This window comes from Ferrovibrio sp., from assembly GCF_019636075.1.
Classification (GTDB): Bacteria; Pseudomonadota; Alphaproteobacteria; order Ferrovibrionales; family Ferrovibrionaceae; genus Ferrovibrio.
The window spans coordinates 86,400-111,294 of sequence record NZ_JAHBYG010000007.1 but is presented as its reverse complement, the minus strand read 5'-3'; the positions used below and the strand labels follow the sequence as shown (position 1 = coordinate 111,294).

The 24,895-nt window shown below is 62.9% G+C and carries 35 protein-coding genes; 14 read left to right on the top strand and 21 right to left on the bottom strand.

What is annotated here, in order from left to right; translation table 11 throughout:
- Positions 1–282 (bottom strand): nitroreductase family protein (locus KF827_RS05365; RefSeq protein WP_291001428.1); only part of this gene is annotated, 282 nt, incomplete at its 3' end.
- Positions 283–479: 197 nt separating this feature from the next.
- Here KF827_RS05365 and KF827_RS05360 point away from each other — a divergent pair.
- A complete protein-coding gene (locus KF827_RS05360; protein WP_291001424.1) occupies positions 480–1,154 on the top strand; it encodes a cysteine hydrolase in 675 nt (224 codons plus the stop codon).
- Here KF827_RS05360 and KF827_RS05355 read toward each other — a convergent pair.
- On the bottom strand, positions 1,151–1,696 hold the full coding sequence (locus KF827_RS05355) for a MerR family DNA-binding transcriptional regulator (protein ID WP_291001421.1): 546 nt from the start codon (positions 1,694–1,696) through the stop codon (positions 1,151–1,153). The genes KF827_RS05360 and KF827_RS05355 overlap by 4 nt on opposite strands.
- 81 nt (positions 1,697–1,777) lie before the next feature.
- On the opposite strand from KF827_RS05355, the gene KF827_RS05350 reads away from it, so the two are divergent.
- Positions 1,778–2,689, top strand: a complete 912-nt coding sequence (locus KF827_RS05350) for a LysR family transcriptional regulator (RefSeq protein ID WP_291001418.1) — start codon at positions 1,778–1,780, stop codon at positions 2,687–2,689.
- A gap of 53 nt (positions 2,690–2,742) precedes the next feature.
- On the opposite strand, the gene KF827_RS05345 is transcribed toward KF827_RS05350, so the two are convergent.
- On the bottom strand, positions 2,743–3,768 hold the full coding sequence (locus tag KF827_RS05345) for an aspartate-semialdehyde dehydrogenase (protein WP_291001415.1): 1,026 nt from the start codon (positions 3,766–3,768) through the stop codon (positions 2,743–2,745).
- A gap of 209 nt (positions 3,769–3,977) precedes the next feature.
- On the opposite strand from KF827_RS05345, the gene KF827_RS05340 reads away from it, so the two are divergent.
- Genes KF827_RS05340 through KF827_RS05325 form a run of 4 tightly spaced genes read left to right on the top strand, consistent with a single transcriptional unit; the run spans position 3,978 to position 6,040 of the window.
- Positions 3,978–4,454 carry a nuclear transport factor 2 family protein gene (locus tag KF827_RS05340; RefSeq protein ID WP_291001412.1) on the top strand — a complete coding sequence of 159 codons (477 nt, stop codon included), beginning with the start codon at positions 3,978–3,980 and terminating at the stop codon, positions 4,452–4,454.
- Positions 4,454–5,017, top strand: a complete 564-nt coding sequence (locus KF827_RS05335) for a TetR/AcrR family transcriptional regulator (protein ID WP_291001410.1) — start codon at positions 4,454–4,456, stop codon at positions 5,015–5,017. Before KF827_RS05340 ends, KF827_RS05335 begins: the two co-directional genes overlap by 1 nt.
- A 22-nt stretch (positions 5,018–5,039) precedes the next feature.
- Positions 5,040–5,666, top strand: coding sequence for a 2-hydroxychromene-2-carboxylate isomerase (locus KF827_RS05330; protein WP_291001407.1), 627 nt, complete (start codon positions 5,040–5,042; stop codon positions 5,664–5,666).
- Positions 5,667–5,677: 11 nt separating this feature from the next.
- On the top strand, positions 5,678–6,040 hold the full coding sequence (locus KF827_RS05325; protein WP_291001404.1) for a DUF1304 domain-containing protein: 363 nt from the start codon (positions 5,678–5,680) through the stop codon (positions 6,038–6,040).
- Here KF827_RS05325 and KF827_RS05320 read toward each other — a convergent pair.
- A complete protein-coding gene (locus KF827_RS05320; RefSeq protein ID WP_291001401.1) occupies positions 6,037–6,675 on the bottom strand; it encodes a LysE family translocator in 639 nt (212 codons plus the stop codon). The genes KF827_RS05325 and KF827_RS05320 overlap by 4 nt on opposite strands.
- Before the next feature lie 45 nt (positions 6,676–6,720).
- Between KF827_RS05320 and KF827_RS05315 the strand changes: the two genes are divergently transcribed.
- A complete protein-coding gene (locus KF827_RS05315; RefSeq protein WP_291001399.1) occupies positions 6,721–7,272 on the top strand; it encodes a 2'-5' RNA ligase family protein in 552 nt (183 codons plus the stop codon).
- Here the strand turns inward: KF827_RS05315 and KF827_RS05310 are convergent.
- From KF827_RS05310 to leuC, 8 genes are all read right to left on the bottom strand, one after another.
- Complete coding sequence (locus KF827_RS05310) at positions 7,236–7,661, bottom strand: hypothetical protein (protein WP_291001396.1); 426 nt, start codon at positions 7,659–7,661, stop codon at positions 7,236–7,238. The genes KF827_RS05315 and KF827_RS05310 overlap by 37 nt on opposite strands.
- Positions 7,662–7,735: 74 nt before the next feature.
- Positions 7,736–8,155, bottom strand: a complete 420-nt coding sequence (locus tag KF827_RS05305) for a hypothetical protein (protein WP_291001393.1) — start codon at positions 8,153–8,155, stop codon at positions 7,736–7,738.
- Positions 8,156–8,346: 191 nt separating this feature from the next.
- Positions 8,347–8,751, bottom strand: a complete 405-nt coding sequence (locus tag KF827_RS05300; protein WP_291001390.1) for a hypothetical protein — start codon at positions 8,749–8,751, stop codon at positions 8,347–8,349.
- 29 nt (positions 8,752–8,780) lie between these two features.
- The gene (locus tag KF827_RS05295) at positions 8,781–9,518 is read right to left on the bottom strand and encodes a BPSL0067 family protein (protein ID WP_291001388.1); all 738 of its coding nucleotides are present in this window, start codon (positions 9,516–9,518) and stop codon (positions 8,781–8,783) included.
- 95 nt (positions 9,519–9,613) lie between these two features.
- On the bottom strand, positions 9,614–10,249 hold the full coding sequence (locus tag KF827_RS05290; protein ID WP_291001385.1) for a glutathione S-transferase family protein: 636 nt from the start codon (positions 10,247–10,249) through the stop codon (positions 9,614–9,616).
- A gap of 50 nt (positions 10,250–10,299) precedes the next feature.
- Entirely contained in the window at positions 10,300–11,412 is a 1,113-nt protein-coding gene (gene leuB / locus KF827_RS05285) for a 3-isopropylmalate dehydrogenase (protein ID WP_291001439.1), read from the bottom strand.
- A 114-nt stretch (positions 11,413–11,526) separates the two neighbouring features.
- A complete protein-coding gene (leuD, locus tag KF827_RS05280) occupies positions 11,527–12,156 on the bottom strand; it encodes a 3-isopropylmalate dehydratase small subunit (protein ID WP_291001382.1) in 630 nt (209 codons plus the stop codon).
- 32 nt (positions 12,157–12,188) lie between these two features.
- A complete protein-coding gene (gene leuC, locus KF827_RS05275; RefSeq protein WP_291001377.1) occupies positions 12,189–13,583 on the bottom strand; it encodes a 3-isopropylmalate dehydratase large subunit in 1,395 nt (464 codons plus the stop codon).
- A 145-nt stretch (positions 13,584–13,728) separates the two neighbouring features.
- Here leuC and gcvA point away from each other — a divergent pair, with 145 nt between their 5' ends.
- Genes gcvA through KF827_RS05250 form a run of 5 tightly spaced genes read left to right on the top strand, consistent with a single transcriptional unit; the run spans position 13,729 to position 17,090 of the window.
- On the top strand, positions 13,729–14,634 hold the full coding sequence (gene gcvA / locus KF827_RS05270; RefSeq protein ID WP_291001373.1) for a transcriptional regulator GcvA: 906 nt from the start codon (positions 13,729–13,731) through the stop codon (positions 14,632–14,634).
- Positions 14,631–15,383: an HAD family hydrolase gene (locus KF827_RS05265; RefSeq protein ID WP_291001370.1), complete on the top strand. Its 753-nt coding sequence runs from the start codon at positions 14,631–14,633 to the stop codon at positions 15,381–15,383. The genes gcvA and KF827_RS05265 overlap by 4 nt, the downstream gene beginning before the upstream one ends.
- 9 nt (positions 15,384–15,392) lie before the next feature.
- On the top strand, positions 15,393–16,076 hold the full coding sequence (gene nthA / locus KF827_RS05260) for a nitrile hydratase subunit alpha (RefSeq protein WP_291001367.1): 684 nt from the start codon (positions 15,393–15,395) through the stop codon (positions 16,074–16,076).
- Positions 16,073–16,741, top strand: coding sequence for a nitrile hydratase subunit beta (nthB, locus tag KF827_RS05255; protein WP_291001364.1), 669 nt, complete (start codon positions 16,073–16,075; stop codon positions 16,739–16,741). The genes nthA and nthB overlap by 4 nt, the downstream gene beginning before the upstream one ends.
- Positions 16,728–17,090, top strand: coding sequence for a nitrile hydratase accessory protein (locus KF827_RS05250; RefSeq protein WP_291001361.1), 363 nt, complete (start codon positions 16,728–16,730; stop codon positions 17,088–17,090). The genes nthB and KF827_RS05250 overlap by 14 nt, the downstream gene beginning before the upstream one ends.
- A gap of 87 nt (positions 17,091–17,177) precedes the next feature.
- Here the strand turns inward: KF827_RS05250 and KF827_RS05245 are convergent, their stop codons facing one another.
- The 7 genes from KF827_RS05245 to ffh all read right to left on the bottom strand — a co-directional run bounded on the left by KF827_RS05245 (position 17,178) and on the right by ffh (position 22,185).
- Complete coding sequence (locus KF827_RS05245; protein ID WP_291001358.1) at positions 17,178–17,588, bottom strand: DoxX family protein; 411 nt, start codon at positions 17,586–17,588, stop codon at positions 17,178–17,180.
- 195 nt (positions 17,589–17,783) lie between these two features.
- Positions 17,784–18,449: a glutathione S-transferase N-terminal domain-containing protein gene (locus KF827_RS05240; RefSeq protein ID WP_291001355.1), complete on the bottom strand. Its 666-nt coding sequence runs from the start codon at positions 18,447–18,449 to the stop codon at positions 17,784–17,786.
- 146 nt (positions 18,450–18,595) lie between these two features.
- Positions 18,596–18,979: a 50S ribosomal protein L19 gene (rplS, locus tag KF827_RS05235; protein WP_291001352.1), complete on the bottom strand. Its 384-nt coding sequence runs from the start codon at positions 18,977–18,979 to the stop codon at positions 18,596–18,598.
- A gap of 36 nt (positions 18,980–19,015) precedes the next feature.
- Entirely contained in the window at positions 19,016–19,777 is a 762-nt protein-coding gene (gene trmD, locus KF827_RS05230; RefSeq protein ID WP_291001349.1) for a tRNA (guanosine(37)-N1)-methyltransferase TrmD, read from the bottom strand.
- Positions 19,777–20,352 (bottom strand): ribosome maturation factor RimM, encoded by a 576-nt coding sequence (rimM, locus tag KF827_RS05225; protein WP_291001346.1) that lies wholly within the window; start codon positions 20,350–20,352, stop codon positions 19,777–19,779. The genes trmD and rimM overlap by 1 nt, the downstream gene beginning before the upstream one ends.
- A 32-nt stretch (positions 20,353–20,384) precedes the next feature.
- On the bottom strand, positions 20,385–20,756 hold the full coding sequence (rpsP, locus tag KF827_RS05220) for a 30S ribosomal protein S16 (protein WP_291001342.1): 372 nt from the start codon (positions 20,754–20,756) through the stop codon (positions 20,385–20,387).
- A gap of 40 nt (positions 20,757–20,796) precedes the next feature.
- Complete coding sequence (gene ffh / locus KF827_RS05215) at positions 20,797–22,185, bottom strand: signal recognition particle protein (protein WP_291001337.1); 1,389 nt, start codon at positions 22,183–22,185, stop codon at positions 20,797–20,799.
- 310 nt (positions 22,186–22,495) lie between these two features.
- Here ffh and KF827_RS05210 point away from each other — a divergent pair, with 310 nt between their 5' ends.
- Both KF827_RS05210 and KF827_RS05205 read left to right on the top strand, forming a co-directional pair.
- A complete protein-coding gene (locus KF827_RS05210; protein WP_291001334.1) occupies positions 22,496–22,870 on the top strand; it encodes an antitoxin Xre/MbcA/ParS toxin-binding domain-containing protein in 375 nt (124 codons plus the stop codon).
- Positions 22,840–23,316 carry an RES family NAD+ phosphorylase gene (locus KF827_RS05205; RefSeq protein WP_367273120.1) on the top strand — a complete coding sequence of 159 codons (477 nt, stop codon included), beginning with the start codon at positions 22,840–22,842 and terminating at the stop codon, positions 23,314–23,316. Before KF827_RS05210 ends, KF827_RS05205 begins: the two co-directional genes overlap by 31 nt.
- Here KF827_RS05205 and KF827_RS05200 read toward each other — a convergent pair.
- Positions 23,313–24,173 (bottom strand): DUF3108 domain-containing protein, encoded by an 861-nt coding sequence (locus tag KF827_RS05200; RefSeq protein WP_291001331.1) that lies wholly within the window; start codon positions 24,171–24,173, stop codon positions 23,313–23,315. The genes KF827_RS05205 and KF827_RS05200 overlap by 4 nt on opposite strands.
- A 116-nt stretch (positions 24,174–24,289) precedes the next feature.
- On the bottom strand, positions 24,290–24,862 hold the full coding sequence (locus KF827_RS05195; protein ID WP_291001329.1) for a hypothetical protein: 573 nt from the start codon (positions 24,860–24,862) through the stop codon (positions 24,290–24,292).
- Positions 24,863–24,895 lie beyond the last annotated feature (33 nt).

The window sequence follows — 24,895 nt, the reverse complement described above, 5'->3', positions numbered from 1 at the left end:
CTCCTGATACACACCTTCATAGGCACGCGGCCAGGCGAAATCGGGCTTGGCTTCGCCGGCCCGCACCGCCGCCTGCAAGCCGCTGCGGAATCCCTGCAGGCTGGCGCCGCTGGCGATTTCGACTTTCCACGGCTGCGCATTGCACCAGGATGGCACGCGCTGGGCCATGGCCAGGATCCGCTCGATCACCGGGCGCGGCACCGGATCGGGCTTGAATGCGCGGCAGGAAAACCGCTCCGCCAGAATATCCTGCAATATGTCGGCCTTTGGCTGGCTGCTCACCGCGTTGCTCCCATTCGCATGTCTCTTCTTTCGGCCTAACCTATAGTGGTTTGCCCGCTGCTCGGAAGCCATGCGGATGTGGTGAATTTTTGTGCGGATTCTGCCGATTGAATGCATGGCACTTAACGAAATCAAGACTTTGCCCCTGGCACGCCGCTTGCTGATCCAATGACGGAAAAACACCGGATAGGTAAGCCATGCCGAGTATCGTAGCCGCGCCTTATGATTACAGCTTTCCGGCCGGCAAGCTGGCGCTGATCGTGATCGACATGCAGCGCGATTTCGTTGAGGAAGGCGGCTTCGGCTCTGCCTTGGGCAACGATGTGCGGCCCTTGCAGGCCATCGTGCCCACGGTGGCCAGGCTGATCGCCGGGTTTCGCGCCGCCGGCCTGCCGGTGATCCATACCCGCGAAGGCCACAAGCCCGACCTGTCGGATTGCCCGCCCTCCAAACGCGCGCGGGGGCAAATGCCGGGCAGCGGCAGCCTGACTATCGGCGATGCCGGGCCGATGGGACGCATCCTGGTGGATGGCGAGCCGGGCAACGACCTGGTGCCCGAACTGGCGGCCCTGCCCGGCGAGATCGTGTTGCTGAAGCCCGGCAAGGGCGCGTTCTATGCCACGCCGTTGCAGGAGATTCTGCAAAAGCTGGGCATCGGCCACCTGATCTTCGCCGGCGTGACCACTGAGGTCTGCGTGCAGACCACCATGCGCGAAGCCAATGATCGCGGCTATGAATGCCTGCTGGCGGAAGACGCCACCGAAAGCTATTTCCCGGAATTCAAGGCCGCCACGATTGCCATGATCCGCGCGCAAGGCGGCATCGTGGGCTGGACCGCGCCGGTGGAGGCCGTGCTGCGCGGGCTTGCTTAAGCCGCCGCCGCCTCACCGCGCGGCACCGGCCGCAACAGCGTTATGCGGGCCCGATCTGCCTGGCCCCGATCTGCCTGGCCCCGATCTGCGTGATCCCGATCTGCGTGGCGGGCATCCAATTGCCGCTCCAGATCGGCCATGGTGGCCTGCAATTCGGCGATGCCGGATTCAATCTCGTCGCGCTGCTTTTCCAGCGCCTGCAGCTTCTCGCGGCCCAATTGCAGCGACAGGCGCAACTGATGCCCAGCCCCAGGACCAGGCCCAGGACCAGGTCTGGAACCGGCTTCGTCCTGCGCTTCCAGCAGGGCGTGAATCTCGGTCAAGGTGAAACCCCAGCGCTTGCAGCGCAGGATCAGCCGCAACCGGGCGCGATCGGGCTTGGTATAGAGCCGTTCCAGCCCCTGACGAAACGGCGTCAGCAGGCCCTTTTCCTCGTAGAAACGCAAAGCACGGGGCGTGATGCCGAATTCCTCGGCCAGGGCCGCGATGGAATAGGTTTTCTGCCGCATGAAGAGTTCACGGGGGGTCGGAGCCCGGGTCATGGCCGCCTCAGATTGGTTTCCGATACGGCAAAGCTAAGGGCGGGCTTCCAATCAATCAAATGAATGTTTAGAATTATTAATATGAATAAGACTAATATACGACGTATCGATCTCAACCTTTTCACGGTGTTGCAGGCCATCCATGCCGAGGGCGGTGTAAGCCGCGCCGCCGCCCGGCTGAACCTGACCCAGCCGGCCATCAGCCATGCCCTGGCCCGGTTGCGCGATATCTACAACGATCCGCTTTTCGTGCGGCGTGGCCACCGGCTGGAGCCGACGCCGCTGACCCGCACCATCATCGAACCGGTGCAACGCTCGCTGCGGCTGCTGGAATTCACCTTGAGCGAGACGGCGCATTTCGATCCCGGCCAGACCCGCAAACGCTTCACCCTGGGCCTGCGCGACATCCTGGAATCCACCGTGCTGCCGCCCTTGCTGCATGGCCTGGAAGAAACCGCGCCGGGCATCGACATCGCGTCCATCCGGGTGGACCGTCGCGCGGTGGAATCCGGCCTCGCCGCAGGCAGCATCGATCTGGCCATCGACATCCTGCTGCCGCTATCGGAGGAGATTCAGCGCCAGCGCGTGGAGGCCGGGCGCCTGGCCGTGGTGGCGCGGCGCGATCATCCCACCGTGGGCCCCGATCTCGATCTCGCCACCTATCTGCGCCAGGACCATATCCTGGTTTCCTCGCGGCGCGGCGGCCCCGGCCTGGAAGACGTGGAACTCAACCGCCTCGGCCTGGAGCGCCGCATCCGCCTGCGCTGCCAGCATTACTTCGCCGCCACCCGCGTGGTGAGCCATAGCGACATGATCCTGACCATGCCGGAACGCTATGCCCGCCTGCTCAGCCGCAGTTTTGAAACCCAGGTGCTGCCGCTGCCGATCGATGCGCCCACGCTCGATCTCTATCTCTATTGGCATGCATCCATGCGCGAGGATCCGGCCAATCGCTGGCTGCGCACCCAGATGCTGCAAATCTTCGCGGAATAAAAAACCCGAGCAGCGGTCTCCCGATGCGCGGGTTTTCTGGACGTGAAGTTAAATCAGGCCGCCTGCTTCTTCAGGAAGCGGGCCGCTAGAACTTCGGCGATCTGCACGGCATTGAGCGCCGCGCCCTTGCGCAGGTTGTCGGAGACCACCCACAGCGACAGGCCGTTTTCAACGGTGATGTCCTCGCGGATGCGCGACACGAAGGTGTTGTAATCGCCGGCGCATTCAAGCGGCGTGATATAGCCGCCGTTTTCGCGGCGATCCAGCACCTGCACGCCCGGTGCTTCCGACAGGATTTCGCGCGCCTCATCGGCCGAAAGCGGCTGCTCGAATTCGATATTCACCGCTTCGGAATGGCCGATGAAAACCGGCACGCGCACGCAGGTGGCGGTCAGCTTGATCTTCGGGTCGAGAATCTTCTTGGTCTCCGCCATCATCTTCCATTCCTCCTTGGTGTAACCGTCGTCCATGAAGACGTCGATATGAGGAATGACGTTGAAGGCGATCTGCTTGGTGAACTTCTGCTTCTCCACCGGATCGTTGACGAAGATCGCCTTGGTCTGGCGTTCGAGTTCGGTCACGCCATCGTTGCCGGCGCCCGACACCGATTGATAGGTATCCACCACCACGCGCTTGATGCCGGCGCGGTCATGCAGCGGCTTCAAGGCCACCACCAGCTGCGCGGTCGAACAATTCGGATTGGCGATGATGCCCTTCTTGGTATAGCCGGCCACGGCATCGGCATTCACTTCCGGCACGATCAGCGGCACATCGGGGTCCATGCGCCATTGGCTGGAATTGTCGATCACCACCGCGCCGGCCGCCGCAACCTTGGGCGCCCATTCCTTCGAGGTGGCACCGCCGGCCGAAAACAGCGCGATATCCACGCCGCGGAAATCGTAATCGTCGAGCGCCTTCACCTTGATCTTCTGGTCGCCGAAATGGGCGTCCTTGCCCAGGCTGCGGCGCGAGGCCAGCGCGACGATCTCGGAAACCGGGAACTTGCGCTCATGCAGGATGTTGAGCATTTCGCGGCCCACCACACCGGTGGCGCCGACCACAGCTACCTTGTAGCCCATCTTTGTATGCCTTTCCAAAACACCCGGCGGATCGACATCCGGCAGGCCGATTGAGGGACTTCTGTTGCCCGGCAGGTCAGCACCCGGCGGACGGCGCGGAAATTAGGGCGGAATTTTACGCCCGTAAAGGGCTGAATTGTCGCGGTGCATTGCCTTGGGTTATGGATTGCGCTATTGTACCGTTCGGTACAATAAACCGGAGAAATCCCATGAGCCGCCCACCCCTGCCGCCCTTCACCGCCGAGACCGCCGCCCAGAAGGCCCGCCTGGCCGAAGATGCCTGGAACAGCCGCGATCCGGCCCGGGTGGCCCTGGCCTATACCGAGGATAGCCTTTGGCGGAATCGCGCCGAATTCTTCTCCGGCCGGGCGCTGATCGAAGAGTTTCTGGCGCGCAAATGGCAGCGCGAGCTGGATTACCGGCTGATCAAGGAGGTCTGGGCCTTTACCGAGAACCGCATCGCCGTGCGTTTCGCCTATGAATGGCACGACGATAGCGGCAACTGGTATCGCAGCCATGGCAACGAGCAATGGGAATTCGACGCCCACGGCCTGATGCGCCGCCGCGAGGCCAGCATCAACGATGTGCGCATCCCGGAAGGCGCGCGCAAATTCCACTGGCCCAGGCAGCAGGCCGGGGGCCGGCGCCCGGACGATCATCCGGGCTTGTCCGAACTCGGCTTGTAATGCCCGCCGCCAAACTCAGCCGTGCGGAGCTGATCCGCAAGCTGGCGGAAGTGTTCCGCCAGCATGGCTATGCCGGCGCCTCGCTGGAACGCATCACGGCTGCCACCGGCCTGGGCAAGGGCAGCCTGTATAATCACTTCCCCGGCGGCAAACAGCAGATGGCAGCCTGTGTGCTGGAGGAGATCGACGGCTGGTTCGAGCGCGAGATTTACGCGCCGTTGCGGCAAGCGCCAGATTGGCCCACGTTACATTGGCGCAGTGGCGTGGATGCCATGCTGGCGGCGACGGATGCGTATTTCCAAAGCGGCGGCCGTATCTGCCTGATGGGCGCTTTCGCGCTGGACGATACCCGCGACCTGTTCGCCGAACGCCTGCGCGGCTATTTCGCCGCCTGGATCGAAGCCCTGGCCGGCCTGCTGGCGCGCGGCGGCCTGCCGGATGCGCAAGTCAGGGCGGAAAGCCTGGTGGCCGGCATTCAGGGCGCACTCACCCTGGCGCGCGCGCTGCAAGACGACACGGCGTTTCCCCGGCTGTTGCGCAAACTGCGCGACCAACTAACATGATAAAAAACACCAGGAGGAAACCATGACAGCCAGCCAGCCCCGCATCGAAATGTTCTACGACGTATCGAGCCCCTGGACCTATCTGGGTTTCCACAATCTCCAGCCCCTGGCCAAGCGCCTGGGCGAACCGATCCAATGGCGGCCGATCCTGGTGGGCGGCGTGTTCAACGCGGCCAATCCCAGCATGTACATCATGCGGCAGAATCCAGTGCCCGCGAAGGATGCCTATATGCTGAAGGATCTGGGCGATTGGGCGCGCCAGGCCGGATTGAAGATCAAGTTTCCGCCCAGCGTGTTTCCGGTGAACAGCGTGAAGGCGATGCGCGGCTGCATCTGGGCCGACAGCCAGGCGCCCGACAGCGCCAAGCAGGTAGAGCTGGCCCGCGCGCTGTTCGAACTCTATTGGGGCGAAGACAAGGATATCAGCCAGGAAGCCGTGCTGCGCGAGGCCTGCGCCCGCACCGGCCTGGATGCCGATGCCATGCTGGCGGCCTGCAACGATCCCGCAATCAAGGCCGAATTGAAAACCAATACCGACGAACTGGTGCAGCGCGGCGGTTTCGGCAGCCCGACGATTTTCGTCGATGGCCACGACATGTATTTCGGCAACGACCGGCTGAGCCTGGTGGAAGCCGCGCTCAAAGCCTGACAGGAAAAGCCATGCAGATCGCCCAAATCCTGATCGTCGCGCTGATCGCGCTGCTGCATGTCTATATCCTGGTGCTGGAGATGTTTTTCTGGACCAAGCCGCTCGGCCTGCGCGCCTTCGGCCAGAAGCTGGAACAGGCCCAGGCCTCCGCCGTGCTGGCGGCCAATCAAGGTTTGTATAACGGCTTCCTCGCTGCCGGGCTGATCTTCGGCCTGCTCTATCCCGAGCCACTGGCCGGCAAGCATATCCAGAGCTTCTTCCTGGCCTGCATCCTGGTGGCCGGCCTCTATGGCGGCTTCACCGCCAATCGCCGGATCATCCGCATCCAGGCTGTGCCGGCGGCGTTTGCGCTGGGATTGCTGTGGCTGGTCTAGCCGCGCCTGAACAGCAAACTGCTGCCCGATTGCCATAAAGCCTGCAGGCCGAAGCCGATGAATAGCAGGCCTGAGGCGCGGGTGATGGCGAGTTGGTGCCGCATATAGATGCGCCGCACCGGGCCGGAGCCGATCAGCGCCACCAGAACGATATCGGCCAGCACGAAACCCACGAAGGCGGCGGCCAGCAATTGCGGAAACAGGCTCCAGCCCAATTCCTGCGCATGGCTGGCCAGCAAAGCGGTGAACATCGCCACACTGACCGGATAGCCTTTGGGATTGGTCAGCCCGAAAGCCAGGCCGCGCCGCAGCGGATGCTTCACCGCGTTATCCAGCCCGCCATCGGCGGCCGGCTTCGCCCGCAGCGCCTTCCAGCCCAGCCAGCCGAGATAGCAGCCGCAGACCAGGCCGAGCAGATCGAATACCAATGTGCCCAAGCTGGCCGAACCCACGATGGCGGTGATCGCCAGGCTGGCCCAGACCAGATCGCCGGCCAGGTGCCCGATCACGAAGCCCGCGCCGGCCCGGCGGCCCTGCGCCGCGCCGATGCCGAGCAAAGCCAGAAAGGCCGGGCCGGGCAGGATCACATAGGCAGCGCCCGCCAGCATGGTGGCGATGAAAAGCGAAATATCCATGGATTGAAGCTATGCATAGCGCATGGCCGGCTGCAAGCTGCGGCCATGCAGATCGCCATCATCCTCACCTTCGCCTGGGCCGAGAATGCCGCAAGCTGGCTTGATGCCATCCGCGCCCAGCACGATCCGCAGCATAAGGCCGTGCCGCCCCATGTGACCCTGCTGTTTCCCACCGATGCCGTGACGCCACAGGATGCCGCGGCGCGAGCGGAAAGGCTGTCTGCGATGACGCCAGCTTTCGCCGCGCATTTCGACCGGCTGGAGATTTTTTCGGTGCCGGGCGGCGGCAAATATCCGCATCTCGTCTATCTGCTGCCCGATGCGCAAACCGCCGCGCATTGCACGGCCTTGCATGACGCTTTGCCAGGCCCAAGCGCGCCAGACGGTGATCGCGCGCCGTTCGAACCGCATGTCACCATCGCCCGCTTCGGCGCGGTGTTTTCCGCCAAGGCGCTGCTGCGCCAGCATGGCCGCGATGTAACGCCGCCGCTGCAGGCCCGCTGCGATGGCCTGCGCCTGATCCATATCGAACAGGGCGCGATCCGGCTGGCTGCGGCATATCAGTTGGCCCCGCCCGATATATCGGATTCGCAATAGGCGCGGCGATAGACCGGATCAGCTTTCGGATTGGCGGGATCGCGCCAGATCAGCACGCATTTATTCACCAGCCCGGGAATGTCGACATACAGATCGGGCGCTCCACGATAGATGCAGAGCAGCCGAATCTTGCGTTGACGATCTGCAACATACCCCCCGACGCGATAGTCAAGCGCGCTATAATAATCGCCATTCTCAAGCCGATATTCTATTTCCGGCGCGAAATGTGTTTCCCCATCTTCCTGCCATTGCGCGCCGATCAATCGTGCATCGGAATTGAACGGGTGAAGGAGAGAACATTCTGTCTCAATGAATTGTGCATGCGCGGTTTTACCGCTTATGCCAAACAGCAACAGAACCAAAGAAAATTGCAATAATGATGGACGCATTCTCTACCACCCTATTTTTGAGGTAGAATAACGCTGAATGCTGGCCAGTGGATTTACTGAGTATAACTTCATGGCTATTGAGCGGCCCCGGAGATTTCGGATTCGCAATAAGCCGACAGGTAAATCGGATCGGCCTTCGGATTGGAGGGCTCGCGCCAGCGCATTTCGCATCGCTTTAATTGCCCGGGGACGGGTAAAGACAGATTAGGCCCCATACTGTACCGACATAGAAGTTTTGCATTTCGGAATATCGGCTCTCCCGGCAAGCCGTATTCATATACAGCGATCGATACTTCGCCCGGCGCATGAGGCGGATATTCCGGTAAATCATTCGACATGTCGCCTGTTTCATGCGGAACAGCCGTCTTCAATCGTCCTCCGGAAGCATCCGGGTGCTGCAAAGGACAGCGCGTTATCTTGATCTCCGCCGAAGCTTGTGTCGCAAAAACAATAATAAGAAACACAACACTCCGGCATAAAAGCGCGACACGCATATAATTCAGCCTTATTTCTGGGTTGAAATTTCACTGAAGGCTTCCGCGCGTCTCGATGCAGAGACTGACGCAGCAGGACGGCCAAAGGGAATAAATGTCTCTTTTGGCATGAAATCTCTTGCCTGATCCAACACCCGGATGCCGCCCTGACCTTCGGCATTCTTCCCATAGCCCAGGAAGATCGCAGTCTTTTACTCAGCCGCCCCAGAAACATCGGACTCGCAATAGGCACGGCGATAGATGGGATCAGCCTTCGGATCGGCTGGATCATGCCAGATCAAGACGCATTTATTCACCAGTCCAGGAATGTCGATGTAGAGATCGGGCGCGCCACGATAGCGGCACCAGAGGCGAACCCCGTATTTCCGGAAATCTCTGTAGTACTCTGGGTACCTGTAATCCAGCGCGGCATAGTAATTCCCATTTTCAAGCCTATACTCTATCTCGGGTACGAAATGTGTTTCCTGCCCCTCCTGCCATTGTGCAGAGTTGAGTTTGCCATTCGGAAACTGTGGATGTAAAAGCGGGCATTCCGTTTCAACAAACTGCGCTTTTGCCGGCAATGCCGGGATACATGCGGATATCATCTCGCACATGAACAAAACGCCTCTGCCAATAGCTCGCCTCATTTCCGAGTCTCGACCACGCTAAAAGCATTTCCTGTATTGGACGGGCTTGCTCCTACTGGTGGATTGAATTCGATCACTCGCTCACGCGGCTTGTTGTTTTTATCCTGGTCAAGCACGCGAATCCCATCCTTACCTCGGAGGCTCTTGCCATAACCCAGGAAGATCGCGGCATGATTGCCAGTGGGTTTATTGGGATAGCGGCCTTCCTTGTCGAAGGTGGCGATCGGCGTGCCAGGCTGCAAGGGCGGATCGTTCGGTCCCTTGATATCGGCCCCGCGACGCCAGTTGCGGGTGGGGCCGAGTTGCGGCAGCGCATGCTTGACCAACGCCACGCATTCGCGGCTTTCGCCCACCCATGTGCCGGCCTTGGCTATGGCATCGAGCTTTTCCTGGCTGGCGCGCGGCGCCTGTTGGCCCTGCCCTGGCAATGCACGCGTGTGATCGGATACTTGGACAAGCTGGCCATCCTGATGACGGCTATAGGCATCCACCTGCACACGACCGTCTGGCACGCGACCGCTTGAAGAATTCTCCTGTTGCAAACGTCCTTCGCGCGGCGGCATGCGGATCAGCCTGCCGGTCGCATCGCGCCGGGATTCGGGGTAGAGCAGGCGGAAACCCTGCTCGACGGTTTTCTGAAAAGCCGGGTCGCGCTGGGTAGGATGCCAATAGCGGCGGTCGCGCATCATGGCGGTGAGGCTGGCTTCGGTGAGCGGGTCAGGAAGCTGGGTCATGCTGCTGTATTCCTTGATCATGGTTTACTGAACATAACATGAACAATTCGACCCATCAAGAGCATAAAATTTAATACTACAACTTTTGCGTATTTTCAGGGGGTTTCCACCGGATGCGCCTTGAAAGCCGCCATGGCCTCGCAGGCATTGGTAAGTTTTTCCAGATGCGGATAAGCGCCATCGGCCAGCAGATCGGGCTGCATCACGCGCAGGAAGCTGATCGTCACCGCCAGGGTGATATCCGCCAGGCTGAATTCTTCGCCCAGCAGCCAGGGATGGGCCGGGCCGATCTGCGCGGCTGCGGCTTCCAGCGCCTTCAAGCCGCCATTGGCCTGATTGAGCAGATGCTGCCGCCAGGGTTCGTGCACTTTCTCGGCCGGGCGGCGGCGCACTTCGTAGACCGCGCCCACCGCCTTATCCAGCACGCCGCTGGCAATCGCCATCAGGCGCTGGCAATCGCGCCGCGCCTTGCCGCGCGCCGGGATCAGGCTTTTCGGCCCGGCCAGTTCCATCAGGTAATCCAGGATGGCGGCGGATTCGATCAGGGTTTCGTCCGGCGACAATTGCAAGGCCGGCACCCGGCCCACCGGGTTGATCTGCAGCCCACGCGCCGGATCGGTGGTGACGGAGAGATAGTCGCGCTCATGGGGGATATCGAGCAGCGTCATCGCGATGGCGACGCGCCGCGTATAGGGGGAGAGATTGCGACCGAACAATTTCAGGCTTGTCATGGCAATCTCTCCCGATCCCTTACGTCGGGAAGAGTGTAGCGGGAAGCGGTTTAGGCTGCCAGCTTGTCGAGTTCCCCGATCAGGGCATCGCCCATGCCCTTTGTGCCCACCTTGGCCGAGCCGCCGCCCAGATCGGCGGTGCGCACGCCGCTCTTCAGCACGTTTTCCGCCGCCTTGTCGATCAAGTCCGCATCGGCACCCAGATCATAGGCATAGCGCAGGGCCATGGAGAAGCTCTGGATGGTGGCCAACGGATTGGCCACGCCCTTGCCGGCGATATCCGGCGCCGAGCCATGCACCGGCTCGAACAGCGCCATGCGGCGGCCGGTGGCGGGATCGGCGGCGCCGATCGAGGCCGACGGCAGCATGCCCAGCGAACCGGTGAGCATGGCGGCTTCGTCGGACAGGATATCGCCGAACAGGTTGTCGGTCACCATCACGTCGAACTGCTTCGGGTTGCGCACCAGCTGCATGGCGCCGTTATCGGCATACATATGCTCGAGCTGCACATCCTTATACTTTTCCTGATGCAGCTTGGTGACTTCCTCGCGCCACAGCACGCCGGATTCCATCACATTGGCCTTCTCAAGCGAGGTGACCTTGTTGCCGCGCTTTTGCGCCAGCTCGAAGGCCACGGCGGCCACACGGCGGATTTCGCTGGTGGTATAGACTTGCGTGTTCACGCCGCGGCGCTCGCCATTCGGCAGCGTCTCGATGCCACGCGGCGAACCGAAATACACGCCGCCGGTGAGTTCGCGCACGATCATGATGTCGAGGCCGCGCACCAGTTCCGGCTTCAAGCTGCTGGCTTCCACCAGGGCATCGAAGCATTTCGCCGGGCGCAGATTGGCGAACAGGTCCATCTCCTTGCGCAGGCGCAGCAGGCCGCGCTCGGGCTTCTTGTCGAAAGGCAGGTTATCCCATTGCGGGCCGCCCACGGCGCCCAGCAGCACCACGCCGCAATCCAGCGCATCCTGCATGGTCTTGTCGGCCAGCGGCGCGCCATGCTTTTCATAGGCGCAGCCGCCCACCAGATCTTCCTTCACGTTGAAGGACACATGGCGGCGCTTGTCCATCCATTCGATGACTCGGCGAACCTCGCCCATCACTTCCGGGCCGATCCCGTCGCCGGGCAACATCAACATGGTACGATTAGACATGATTGCTCCTAACGCATCGTCATGCCCGGACTTGTTCCGGGCATCCACGCGCCGATAAAACGCGTGGAAAGTTGGCATGGACCCCCGGAACAAATCCGGGGGTGACGGATAATCGATTCAGCTCACGCGGCCTGCCTGGGCATAGCGCCAGGGCTGGGCGGCGCGCTGGCGGGTTTCGAAATCGTCGATGGATTTCTTCTTCTCCAGCGTGAGGCCGATATTGTCGAGCCCGTTGAGCAGGCAATGCTTCTTGTGCGGATCGATCTCGAACTTGATCGTGCCGCCATCCGGGCCGGTGATTTCCTGCTTTTCCAGATCGACGGTGATGCGAGCATTCTGGCCGCGCTTGGCATCGTCCATCAGCTTGTCCACATCGGCCTGCGGCAGCTTGATCGGCAGGATGCCGTTCTGGAAACAGTTATTGTAGAAGATGTCGGCGAAGCTGGTGGAGATCACGCATTTGATGCCGTAATCCAGCAGCGCCCAGGGGGCGTGCTCGCGCGACGAGCCGCAGCCGAAATTGTCGCCGGCCACCAGAATCTGCGCGCCTTTATATTGCGCCTGGTTCATGAAGAATTCCGGCACCGGCGCGCCATCCGGGGTCTGCCGCAATTCGAAGAACAGGCCGCGCGCCAGGCCGGTGCGCTCCACGGTTTTCAGAAACTGCTTGGGAATGATCATGTCGGTATCGACATTCAGCAGCGGCAGCGGAGCGGCGACGGCGGTCAGCGTGGTGAACTTATCCATGGCTTGCTTTCCTTATCTTCGCTTACGGGCGCTTACAGGCTGCGCACATCGGCCAGCTTGCCGGTGACGGCAGCGGCCACGGCCATGGCCGGGCTCATCAGATGGGTGCGGCCGCGCGGACCCTGGCGGCCCTCGAAATTGCGGTTCGAGGTGGAGGCGCAGCGCTCGCCGGGGCTGAGCCGGTCGGCATTCATCGCCAGGCACATCGAACAGCCCGGTTCGCGCCATTCGAAGCCGGCTTCGAGGAACACCTTGTCCAAGCCTTCTTCCTCGGCCTGATGCTTCACCAGGCCCGAGCCCGGCACCACGATGGCATTCACGCCGGCAGCCACCTTGCGGCCCTTGGCCACGGCGGCGGCGGCGCGCAGATCCTCGATGCGGCCATTGGTGCAAGACCCGATGAACACCCGCTGCACCGGCACGGTATCCAGCTTCTCGCCGGGCTTCAGGCCCATGTAATCCAGCGCGCGGATCAAAGCTGCGCGCTTGGCTTCGTCGGCCATATCGGCCGGGTTGGGTACAACGCCGGTGATCGGCGCCACATCCTGCGGGCTGGTGCCCCAGGTGATATGCGGCACGATATCCTCGGCCTTGAGGAATACTTCGGCGTCATACTTGGCGCCCGGATCGGACGGCAGGGTCTTCCACCAGGCCAGAGCCTGTTCCCAGGCCGCGCCCTTGGGGGCATGCGGGCGGCCCTTGAGATAGTCGAAGGTGATATCGTCCGGCGCGATCAGGCCGGCGCGGGCGCCCGCCTCGATGGTCATGTTGCAGACCGTCATGCGGCCTTCCATCGAAAGCCCACGGATGGCGCTGCCGGTATATTCGATCACATAGCCGGTGCCGCCGGCGGTGCCGATCTTGCCGATCACCGCCAGGATGATGTCTTTCGCGGTCACGCCCGGGCCGAGTTTGCCTTCCACGTCGATACGCATGTTCTTGGCGTATTTCTGCTGCAGGGTCTGGGTGGCCAGCACATGCTCCACTTCCGAGGTGCCAATGCCGAAGGCCAGGCTGCCGAAAGCGCCATGGGTGGCGGTGTGGCTGTCGCCGCAAACGATGGTCATGCCCGGCTGGGTATAGCCCTGTTCCGGCCCCACGATATGCACGATACCCTGGTTGATATCGTTCATCGGGTAGTAATTGACGCCGAATTCCTTGGCATTCCGATCCAGGGTTTCCACCTGGATGCGGGATTCCTCGTCGGCGATGATGCCCTTCAGGCGATCCGGCGTGGTGGGCACGTTATGATCGGGTACCGCCACGGTTGCATCCGGGCGATGCACCTTGCGACCGGCCGCGCGCAAGCCGGCAAAGGCTTGCGGGCTGGTCACTTCATGCACCAGATGCAGGTCGATATAGATCAGATCCTCGGCAACCAGATGGCTATCCCAGATCTTGTCGTAGAGCGTGCGGGGCGCGGTCATAGGGCGATATCCGTTGACTATCGTTGGAGCGTTTCCGAAAGTGGGGCCGGATTCTAGGGCGGATGCCCGCCACCGCAAGGGCTTAAACAGCCCCGAGGGCCGGAATCCGGTGGAATTAACATCAAGCGGAAATCGAGGAAAATTCATGGCCGCCGCCCCCACAGCCAGTGCCTTCAGCCGCCGGTTGCTGCCGCTGAACGCACTCAAGGCCTTCGAAGTGGCCGGCCGGCACCTGAATTTCACCGCCGCCGCCGAGGAGCTTTCGGTCACGCTTTCGGCCATCAGCCACCAGATCCGCCAGTTGGAGGAGATGCTGGGGGTGCCGCTGTTCCACCGCACGCGGCGCGGCCTGGTGCTGTCGCCCGAGGGCCAGGCCATCCTGCCCGATGTGCAGCGCGGCTTCGATTATCTGGCCCAGGCCCTGGCTAAGCTGGAAGCCCGGCGCACCGAGGGCACGCTCACCATCAGCATGTTCTCCACCGTGGCGATGCGCTGGTTCATCCCCCGGCTTTCCCGCTTCCAGGCCAAGCATCCCGATATCGACGTGCGCATCACCACCTCGATGAAACCCATCGACCTGGAGCGCGAGGGGCTGGATTGCGCCATCCGCTATGGCAATGGCGACTGGCCGGGCCTCACCGCCACCAAGCTGTTCACCGAAGAACTGGCGGTGGTGGCGCATCCCGACCTGGCCGGCAAGATCCATAAACCCGCCGATCTGGCCGGGCTGCGCCTGCTGCATTCGCAAAATCGCATCGAACATTGGCGGATCTGGCTGCAGGCGATGGGCGCCAATGATATAGATCCCACCGTGGGCCCGGTTTTCGAGACCCGCAGCTTCACCATCCAGGCCGCCCTGCAGGGCCTGGGCGTGGCGGTGATGGACCCGGCCTTCGTGGCCGAGGAGATCAAGGCCGGCCGGCTGGTGCGGTTGTTCGACCGCAGCTTTCCGGTGAGCGGGGCTTATTGGCTTGTCTGCCTCGACCATATGGCCGAGGCCCCGCGCATCAAGGCGATGCGCGATTGGTTGTTGGAGGAAACCGCGTCGTGAGTGGCTTACCCAAGGCAATATTGTTCGATCTGGACGACACCATCCTGTCCGCCTATGGCCAGCCGCATCTGGCCTGGACACGCATCGCCGCCGAACAGGCCGATAATCTGGGCGGACTGGATGTGCCGGCATTGATCGCCATGCTGGCGCAGGTGGGCCGCCGGTTCTGGAATGAAAGCACGCCGGAGGTGCAGAAATACTGGCGCCTGAACCTGCCCGAAGCGCGCCGCGCCGTGGTGCGCCGGGCTTTCGAGCATATGGCGGAAGCCGGCCATGCCATGCCCGCGCTGGAAGCCGCCGATGCCATGGCCGACCGTTTCACCGAAATGCGCCGCGAGGAGATGCATCTTTTTCCCGGCGCGCTGGAAACCATCGACGCGTTGCGCCAGACCGATGTGAAGCTGGCGCTGATCACCAATGGCGCGGCGCTGACCCAGCGCGCCAAGGTGGAGCGCTTCGATCTCGCGCATCGCTTCCACCATATCCAGATCGAAGGCGAGCATGGCTTCGGCAAACCCGAAGAGCAGGCCTACCGCCATGCCATGGAGGTTCTGGAAGTCTCTCCCGCACAGACATGGATGGTCGGCGACAATCTGGAATGGGAAGTGGTGGTACCGCAACGTTTGGGGATTCACGCCATCTGGTGCGATCCCTACCGCCAGGGCCTGCCCGCCGATTGCGGCATCCAGCCCGACCGCATCATCAACAGCCTGCCGGAATTGCTGGCCGGTGTGAAAAAAGCCGCATAGGCTGATGCCATGACGCATGACCATGACCATGACCACCACCACGATCACGATCACGATCATCATCACGACCATGATCATGGGCATGATCATGGGCATTCCGATATCCCGCCGGATCCCGCCCTGCGGGTGAAGGCGCTGGAAACCTTGCTCACCCGCAAGGGGCTGGTGGATGCGGCGGCCCTGGACGCCTATATCGACACCTACGAAACCAAGATCGGCCCGCGCAACGGCGCCCGTGTGGTGGCCCGCGCCTGGAGCGATCCTGATTATCTGGCCCGCCTGCGCCAGGATGCCACGGCAGCGATTGCCGAGCTTGGCTATGGCGGTCGCCAGGGCGAGCATATGGTGATCGTGGAGAATGCGCCGGGCAAGCATAACCTTGTCGTCTGCACGCTATGCTCCTGCTATCCGTGGAGCGTGCTGGGCCTGCCGCCGGTCTGGTATAAATCCGATGCCTATCGCGCGCGCGCGGTGATCGATCCGCGCGGCGTGCTGGCGGATTTCGGCGTGACGTTGCCGGAGAGCACCGAAATCAGCGTGTGGGATTCCACCGCCGAAGTGCGCTATCTGGTAATTCCCGAACGCCCCGCCGGCAGCGCAGGCCTGAGCGAGGAGCAGCTCGCCGATCTGGTGACGCGCGACAGCATGATCGGCACCGGTTTGGCGGCGCGCGCGCCCGGGACATCGCCATGAACGGCATCCACGATATGGGCGGCATGGATGGCTTCGGCCCGGTGAAGCCCGAAGCCGACGAACCGCTTTTCCATGCCGATTGGGAAAAGCGCGCGCTGGCCATCACGCTGGCCACCGGCAGCCTGGGGCAATGGAATATCGATGCCAGCCGCCATGCCCGCGAATTGACGCCGCCGGCGCTGTATCTGAATTCCAGCTATTACGAACGCTGGATGAGCGGCCTGGAGCGCCTGCTGGTGCAGCGCGGATTGCTGACCGAGGCGGAGCTGCAAAGCGGCGAGCCGAACGGCCAAGCACCGATCATGGCACCGATCAAGCCCGCCGTGACCGCCGATCAGGTGCCGGCCATCCTGGCGCGCGGCGGCCCCACCACGCGCAGCGAAGGCAAACCTGCCGGCCTGCGCATCGGCCAGCGCGTGCGTGCGATCAACATCAATCCGGCCGGCCATACCCGCCTGCCCCGCTATCTGCGCGGCAAGACCGGCGTGGTGATGATGGATCACGGCCTGCATGTCTTTGCCGACAGCAACGCGCATTTCAAAGGCGAGCAGCCGCAGCATCTCTACAATGTGGTATTCGAGGCCGATGAAGTCTGGGGCGCGGATGCGCGCTTCAAAGGCACGGTCCGCGCCGATCTGTGGGAGGCGCATCTTGAAGCCGTCTGACCTGCCGCTCGATCGGCTGGGTCCGCTGCCGCTGGACCAGGATGGCACACCGGTTTTCGCCGAGCCCTGGCAGGCCAGCGCCTTCGCCCTCACCCTGCGTCTGCATGAACTGGGCGCCTTCACCTGGGCCGAATGGGCCGACAGCCTGGGCGCGGAGCTTTCCTCGCAGCGTGCCGATTGCGGACCGAATGACGGCTCTGTGTATTACGAACGCTGGCTGGCGGCCTTGCAAACCCTGCTGGCCCGCAAGGGCATCGTTGCCGCCGACGAACTCTTGCAGATGCGCGATGCCTGGGCCGAGGCTTATGCCCATACGCCCCATGGCCAGCCGGTGAAGCTGCGCGCCTGAATCGCGCGCGTGAAATCGCACGCCTGAAACAAAAAAAAGCCACCCGGGTTTCGCCCGGATGGCCTTTTTCGCAACGATGCGGAAGTGTTACGCCTTGGCGCGGTTATCCAGCGCATAGGCGCCGGCGCCGAAGCCGACAAAGGCCAGCAGACCGCCGACAACCGCCAGGTTCTTGAAGAACAGCAGCTGCTGCATGAACGCCATCTGCGCATCCGGCACCGCCCAGAAGGCATGGAAGAAGAAGCTGGCCACCAGGGTGAACACCGCCAGGCCGAGCGCGGCATAGCGGGTCTTGAAACCGGCCAGCAAGGCCAGGCCGAGGCCCAGTTCGATCACGATGGCCAGCACGGCGCCAACCTGCGGCAGCGGCAGGCCCACCGAGGTGATATAGCCCACCGTGCCGCCGAAGCCGGTGATCTTGCTGATGCCGGCCGGCACGAACAGCAGAGCGATCAGGATGCGACCCAGCAGCGGGCCGAATTTTTCGAGAGCAGGCATTTTCTTTGTATCCCAAGTCTAGGGTTGATATCTGGGGTTGGTTGCAAAAATTGCATTGGTTACTTTATGGAACCAATGTCAAAAGAAAAGGGGGCCTAGGCAGGAAAAATGCCCAGACCCCCCGATTTTCACGCGGCTGTGACCACGATCACCTGCAAGCACACCCCCAGACGGGAGAAATGCTGGAGCAACCGCTCAGGCCGCCTTTTCGATTTCCGCCTGCGCCGCCTGCTCGCGCGCCATCGCCCGCTGCACGCTGGGCCGCGCCAGCATGCGCTCGAAATGCTTGGCGTAATTCGGATAGGCCGAGACATCCAGCTTGTGAAACTGCGCCCAGCGCCAGAACACGAAGAGATAGCCATCGGCGGCCGAAAAATCGCCGAACAGCCAATCCTTGCCAGCCTGCACCGTGTTAGCCAGCATCTTTTCGATCAGCGCGAAATTCTGCGCCGTGGGGCCGACAGCCAGCTTCTTCACATTGTCGGCGCTGTCGGGCAGGTCGCAGAAACGCTGCGGGCCGAACATGCGGGAAAACACCGGATGGATGCCGGCCGTGCACCAGGCCAGGAAAGACAGCACCTCGGCTTCCTGCAGCGCATCGCCGGTGGGCAGCAGCTTGGCCTGCGGAAAGGTTTTCGCCAGATAGCTGAGGATCGCCACGTTTTCGGTGAGCGGCTTGCCGTCGATCACCAGCAGCGGCACCTTGCCCTTGGGATTCATCGCCAGGTATTCCGGGGCCTGCTGTTCGCCCTTGCGCAGCGCCACCGCCTTGGCGGTGAACGGCGCGCCGGTTTCCTCCAGCGCGATATGGCTGGCCAGCGAGCAAGCGCCCGGACCAAAGAAGAAATTGAGCTGCGGCATGATTTCTCTCCCGGATGTTTTGCGTGGTGTTCAGGCTAACGGTGGTGTTTAGGCAAACGGTGGTGTTCAGACAAACGAAAGCCGCCCGCGATGCTGCCATCGCCGGCGGCTTGAAACTGGGCAGGCTGGCAAGCCAGCCAAGGCGATTACGCCTTGGCTTCGGCCGCGTGATCGCTGCGCTTCTCGGTGATACGGGCAGACTTGCCGGTACGGCCGCGCAGGTAATACAGCTTGGCGCGACGCACATCGCCGCGGCGCACCACCACGATGGATTCGATGCGCGGGCTGTAGAGCGGGAAGATACGCTCCACGCCTTCGCCATACGAAATCTTGCGCACGGTGAAATTGGAATTCACGCCGCGGTTGGAGCGCGCGATGCACACGCCCTCATAGGCCTGCACGCGTTCGCGGCCGCCTTCCGAAACCTTCACGTTCACGCGGAGCGTGTCGCCGGGGCCGAATTCGGGCACCGCGCGGGCCGCCGCCAGGGCTTGAATCTGCTCGGCTTCGAGCTGCTGCAGAATGTTCATGGCACTTCGCCTTTCCTCGTCAGAACCTAAAAACCATCAATCCGTTTTGCCGCGCCGGCCGCGCCGATCCTGGCTGGGCCGGGCGCGACGATACGCGTCCCACAGATCCGGTCGGCGCTCGGCGGTGATCGCCTCCGCCATGGCACGCCGCCAATCCGCAATCCTGGCGTGGTGGCCAGAGAGCAAAATCTCGGGGATGCTCCGGCCTTCCCACTCCATCGGCCGCGTATACTGGGGATATTCCAGCAACCCGGCCGAAAAACTTTCCTCGATGGCCGATTCCGCCTCGCCCATCACACCGGGCAGCAGCCGCACCACCGCATCCATCAAAGCCAGCGCCGCGATCTCGCCGCCCGAAAGCACGAAATCGCCGAGACTGACCTGCTCGATCGGGCGTGCTTCGAGCAACCGCTCGTCCACGCCCTCGAAGCGTCCGCACAGCATCACGGCGCCGCCGGCATCGGCCAGCTGCCGCACCAGCCCCTGATCCATCCGCCGCCCGCGCGGCGAAAAATAGATCAGCGGCTTGCCCGGCAAAGCAGCCACCGCATCGTCCACCGCCGCCGCCAGCACGTCGGCCCGCATCACCATGCCAGGCCCGCCGCCTGCGGGGGTGTCGTCCACGGAGCGGTGTTTATCGCGCGCGTAATCGCGAATGTCCACCGCCTGCAACGCCCACACACCGCGCTCCAACGCACGCCCGGCCAAACTCTGGCCAAGCGGCCCTGGAAACATTGCCGGATACAGGGTCAGAACCCTTGCCTGCCAGCAGGCATTGGGCCCCGCCGCATCCGGCATTACTCTTCCTTCGCCCGTTCGGCGGCGTCCCCGGCTTCCGACACGAGCCAGAAGCCCGGCGCCACCGTGAGCCGCCCAGCGGCAACATCCACCTCGGGCACCGCGTCGTCGTTGAACGGCACATAGACCGTGTCGCGTCCGCCGCGCCCGCCGACAGGCAATACTTCCAGCATGTCGCCGCCGCCGAAATTGCGCACCGCGACAACGCTGCCCAGGATCTGGCCACCCAGACCCTGACCATCGCCAGCAGCATGCACCGCCAGGCCGATCAGGTCTTCGTGGTAATACTCGCCATCCGCCTCCGCCGCCGGCGGCAAGGCCGCGCGATCGACGAAAAGCTGGATGCCGCGCAACGCTTCAGCCGCATTGCGATCCGTCACGCCCTGCACCGCCGCCACCAGCATCTCGCCCTTCGGCTGGCCACGCAGGCGCAGCTTGTAGACGCGGCCGGATTGGTCGGTCAGCGGGCCGTAATCCACAACGGCGCGCGGATCGGCAGTGAAGCTGCGCAGCTTCACTTCGCCCTTGATGCCATGCGCCGAAACGATCATGCCCAGACAGACCTTGCGTGTCATTGCGTGCGGATACGCAGCCTAGACCCTACCGATCAGCCGGCCGGCTGTTCGGCAGCGGCAGCGGCGGCTTCAGCAGCCTTCTGCGCTTCCATCTTGATGCGCTCTTGCGCCTTGGCCTTCGGCTTGGCCTTTTCCGGATTGTTGCCGTGTTCCCATTTCATCAGGCCGGCCTGAGTGAAAAAGCGGGCCACGCGATCAGACGGCTGCGCGCCCTGGCTCAGCCAATACTGCACGCGCTCGACATTGAGCTGCACGCGCTCGCGGTCCTTCGGCAGCATCGGATCGTAGGAACCGATCTTCTCGATGAAACGGCCATCGCGCGGGCTGCGGGAATCGGCCACCACGATGCGGTAATAGGGCCGCTTCTTGGCGCCGCCGCGGGTCATGCGGATCTTAACAGACATACCATTCGTCCTTTCACAGGTTGATCTTCAAATACGCGAATTACATTTTCGGCAGGCCGGGGAAACCCCCGCCCATGCCCGCCATGATGCTGCGCGCGAAGCCCTTCTGGCCCAGCTTCGACATGCGCTTCATCATGTCCGACATCTGCAGATGCTGTTTCAGCAGCTTGTTCACATCCTGCACGCTGGTGCCCGAGCCGGCGGCAATGCGCTTCTTGCGCGATGCATGGATGATCTTGGGATTCTTGCGTTCCTGGCGCGTCATGGAAGAGATGATGGCTTCCTGACGCTTGATCACGCTTTCATCGATATTGGCATTCGCCATCTGCTGCTTGATCTTGCCCACGCCGGGCAGCAGGTTCATCACGCCCGACATGCCGCCCATCTTGCGCAGTTGCTTGAGCTGGCTGGCCATGTCGTCGAGATCGAACTGGCCCTTCTGCACGCGGGCAGCCAGGCGCTCGGCCTCTTCCTTCTCGATGGTCTCGGCGGCTTTTTCCACCAGCGAGACGATGTCGCCCATGCCGAGGATGCGCTGGGCGATACGCTGCGGATGGAACGGCTCGATGGCATCGATCTTTTCGCCGACACCGATCAGCTTGATCGGCTTGCCGGTAACCGCGCGCATGCTCAGCGCGGCGCCGCCGCGGCCATCGCCATCCACGCGGGTGAGCACGATGCCGGTAACGCCCAGGCGCTCGTTGAAGGCCTTGGCAACGGTAACGGCATCCTGGCCGGTGAGGCTGTCGGCCACCAGCAGCACTTCATGCGGCTGGGCGACTTCGCGCACCGCGGCCACTTCCAGCATCAGCGCTTCATCCACATGCAGGCGGCCGGCGGTATCCAGCAGCAGCACATCGAAACCGCCCAGCTTGGCGGCCTGCACGGCGCGCTTGGCGATATCCACCGGCATCTGGCCGGGCACGATCGGCAGGCAGGCCACGCCGGTCTGCTCGCCGAGAATCTTCAACTGCTCTTGCGCGGCAGGGCGATGCACGTCGAGCGACGCCATCAACACCTTCTTGCGCTCCTTGTTGGTGAGGCGCAGCGCGATCTTGGCGGTGGAGGTGGTCTTGCCCGAACCCTGCAGACCCACCATCAGGATCGGCACCGGCGCCACGGCGGCGAGATCGATACCGGTGGCATCCTCGCCGGCTTCCACATTGCCGCCCAGCATGTCCACCAGGTGATCGAACACGATCTTGATCACCATCTGGCCCGGGGTTACCGAGCGCAGCACATCCTGGCCGACCGCCTTGGCGCGGACGGAATCGATGAAGCTCTTTACAACCGGCAAGGCCACGTCGGCCTCGAGCAAGGCCACGCGCACTTCGCGCAGGGCCTCGTTCACATCGCTTTCGCTCAGTGCGCCGCGCCGTTTCAGGCGCTCGAACACATCGCTTAGCTTGCCGCTCAGATTCTCGAACATGCGTCCGAAAGCTCCATCTACCGCTTCCCGGAACAGAACAACGAAAAACGCGCCCGTGCGCGACACTCGCGGACGGACGTCGATCCACGGATCTCAGGGTTGATCAACCGCAAGGGGGGTTGGTCAACCGCAAGGATCTTGGGACCGGGCGTTTTCCTTAAAAACCGGAAAGCGGGCGCAATAAACCCCCTCCGCCCCCCAAAGTCAAGCCACCTTGCCGCCAAGTCCATTTGGCCTTATATTAAGGTTCAAATGGAGATGCGTGATGGAGTTTCTTCAGGAAACTGTTGATATTCTGGGAGGGCGGACGGTGTTTCACCGCCGCTTCGACACCCCCCGGCAATTCGATCAAGCGGTGCGCCAGGGCCTGCCCGCCACCAGCATCGCCAGCCTGCAACTCGGTTATGGCATCCGGCCGCAATCCATTCTGCCGGATTCCACCTGGAAACGGCGGCAGAAAGCCGGCCGGCTAAGCCCCGATGAAAGCGACAAGGCGGTACGGATCGGCCATGTACTGGCGCTGGCTCGCCATGTGCTGGGCGACGATGCCATGGTGCGCAGCTTTCTAAACCACCCGCATCCCGAACTGGCTGGGGACCAGCCAGTGAATGCCATCCTGAGCGAGATCGGCGCCCGCGAGGTGGAAGCCATCCTCTGGCGTATCTTCTACGGATTGCCCGCCTGAAAGCCTATCGCATCGGCGACCGGCGGCACCCATTGCTGGATGGCACCGGCGCGGCGTTGCGTGGCGGGCGCTGGAACAGCCCCGGCCGGCGCATTATCTATGCCGCCGCCAGCTTGGCCGTGGCACGGCTGGAATTGCTGGTGCATCTGCCGTTCGGCGGCGTGCCGGCCAGTCAGGTATGGATCGAAATCGTCCTGCCCGATGCATCGGTCGAAAGCCTCGACGAACGGGCGCTGCCCGGCTGGAACGGCCATGATTATGCCGTTGCGCGCCGGGCCGGCGATGCCTGGGCCGATGAGCGGCGCAGCCTCTGCCTTTCCGTTCCTTCAGTGCCGGCAGGCGGCGAACGCAATCTGCTGATCAACCAGGATCACCCGGATTTTGCGCAAATCACCAGCACACAGCCGCAACCGCTGATTTGGGACGAGCGGCTGTTCCGGCGCTAATTGCTGCTGCTCTCGGGCGGATTCCAGGCCAGGCCTTCGATGGGGCGCAGCAGGGTGCGGCCATCCAGGGCAGCAGCCGAAATGAAACCATCCACCTCGCCCAGCATCCACTGGCTGCGCAGGCGCACCGGCAGCCAAATCCCTTCTGCCGGCAGCCGGGCCAGCCAGAATTCGGTCACCTCGTTTTCCAGCTTGCGGGTGTTTTCCATGTATTTGCGGGCATAGCCGGCAATCGGCTCCACTTTCACCGTGCATTTCAGGGCATCGCCGCTATAAGCCGAGCGGCGATAGGCCGGCAGCGCCTCCCAGCGCACCGGGCTGTAATGCAGGTTATAGCGCCGGCGGCCATCGAAGATCGGGTCGCTGCCCTGGCAGGGTTGGTCGCCGGCCACCAGGCTGCGGGCCAGGATGGCGGTGGTGGGGTCCAGCGTGTTGCGGGTGAGGTCCACCGGCACCGGGTCGCGGTCGTCCTGATCGGCGGGCGGCAGCAATTCGGTGCGCGGCAGGCCATCGGGGCCCCATACCATGGTGATCGAGCGGCGATTGAAACTGCCATCGCTTTCGCTGGCATACCGCAGCGGCTTGAGGCCATCCTGGCCCAGCCGCAAATCCAGATCGGCCTGCATCTGAAAGCGCAGGAAAACATTGGCCGCGCCGGTGCTGCGCATGGCCGAACTCACCGATAGCCGATGCGGCCCGGCGGCATTGCCCAGCCGGCCCGTATCGGGCCGCAGCGACAGATCCACATCGAAAACCTGGCCGCCAAGGGCATAGACGCCGAACTTCACATCGGCCTGCCTGGGGGCAGGCTGATCGGAAGCGGCGGCTGGCGCTGCCGGCAGCAGGGATGTTGGCAAGAGCAGAAATGCCAACAGCGCGACAGCGGAATAACGCGGAGCGTTCGGCATGGCCCTTAGTTTTGGCCATTCCGGCAGGATTTCAAGGGGTTTTTTACGGATGCGCCCAGAAGTGATCAGAAAACGCCGTTGAACTGGCGGCGCGCCGCAACCCGCAGGGCGTGCAGCAATTCGGCGCTGGAATCCACCTGGTCGATGCCGAGGCGGAACATCGCCCGGGCCGCCTCCAGCTCCAGGCTGAGCAGCTCCATATGGGCGGAATTGAGCGGTTCGGTGCGCTGCAATGTGGCCGACAACAGCGCCAGCAGATCGGCAATGCTGCGCAGGTTCAGCCGCAGGCAACCATCGCGCAGAACCTGCACGCCGCGCTCCACATCGGCCAGCACCATCAGGGCCGATAATGGTTCCTGGCGAGCTATCTCGAATGTCTCGCGCAGGGTTTCCAGCGCCCGCAGCAATTCGCCGCGATCCGGCGGCAGCGGGGCGCAAGGCGGTTCGTCCAAACCCGGAGGGGTGCCAGGAAGCGCATCGGGCAGGGCATCAGGCAGGGCATCGGAAGCCAGCGGACGTTCGATAAACGCCTCGGGCGGCGGCGGCGGCGGGGCGTCGGGCAATGCCATGCCCATATCGCCCATCATCGCCTGTAGCCGTTTTTCGCGCTTCTCGCGATCTAACGCATACAGATTCATGGATGCCTATCCATTGGACCAACCCCGCGAACG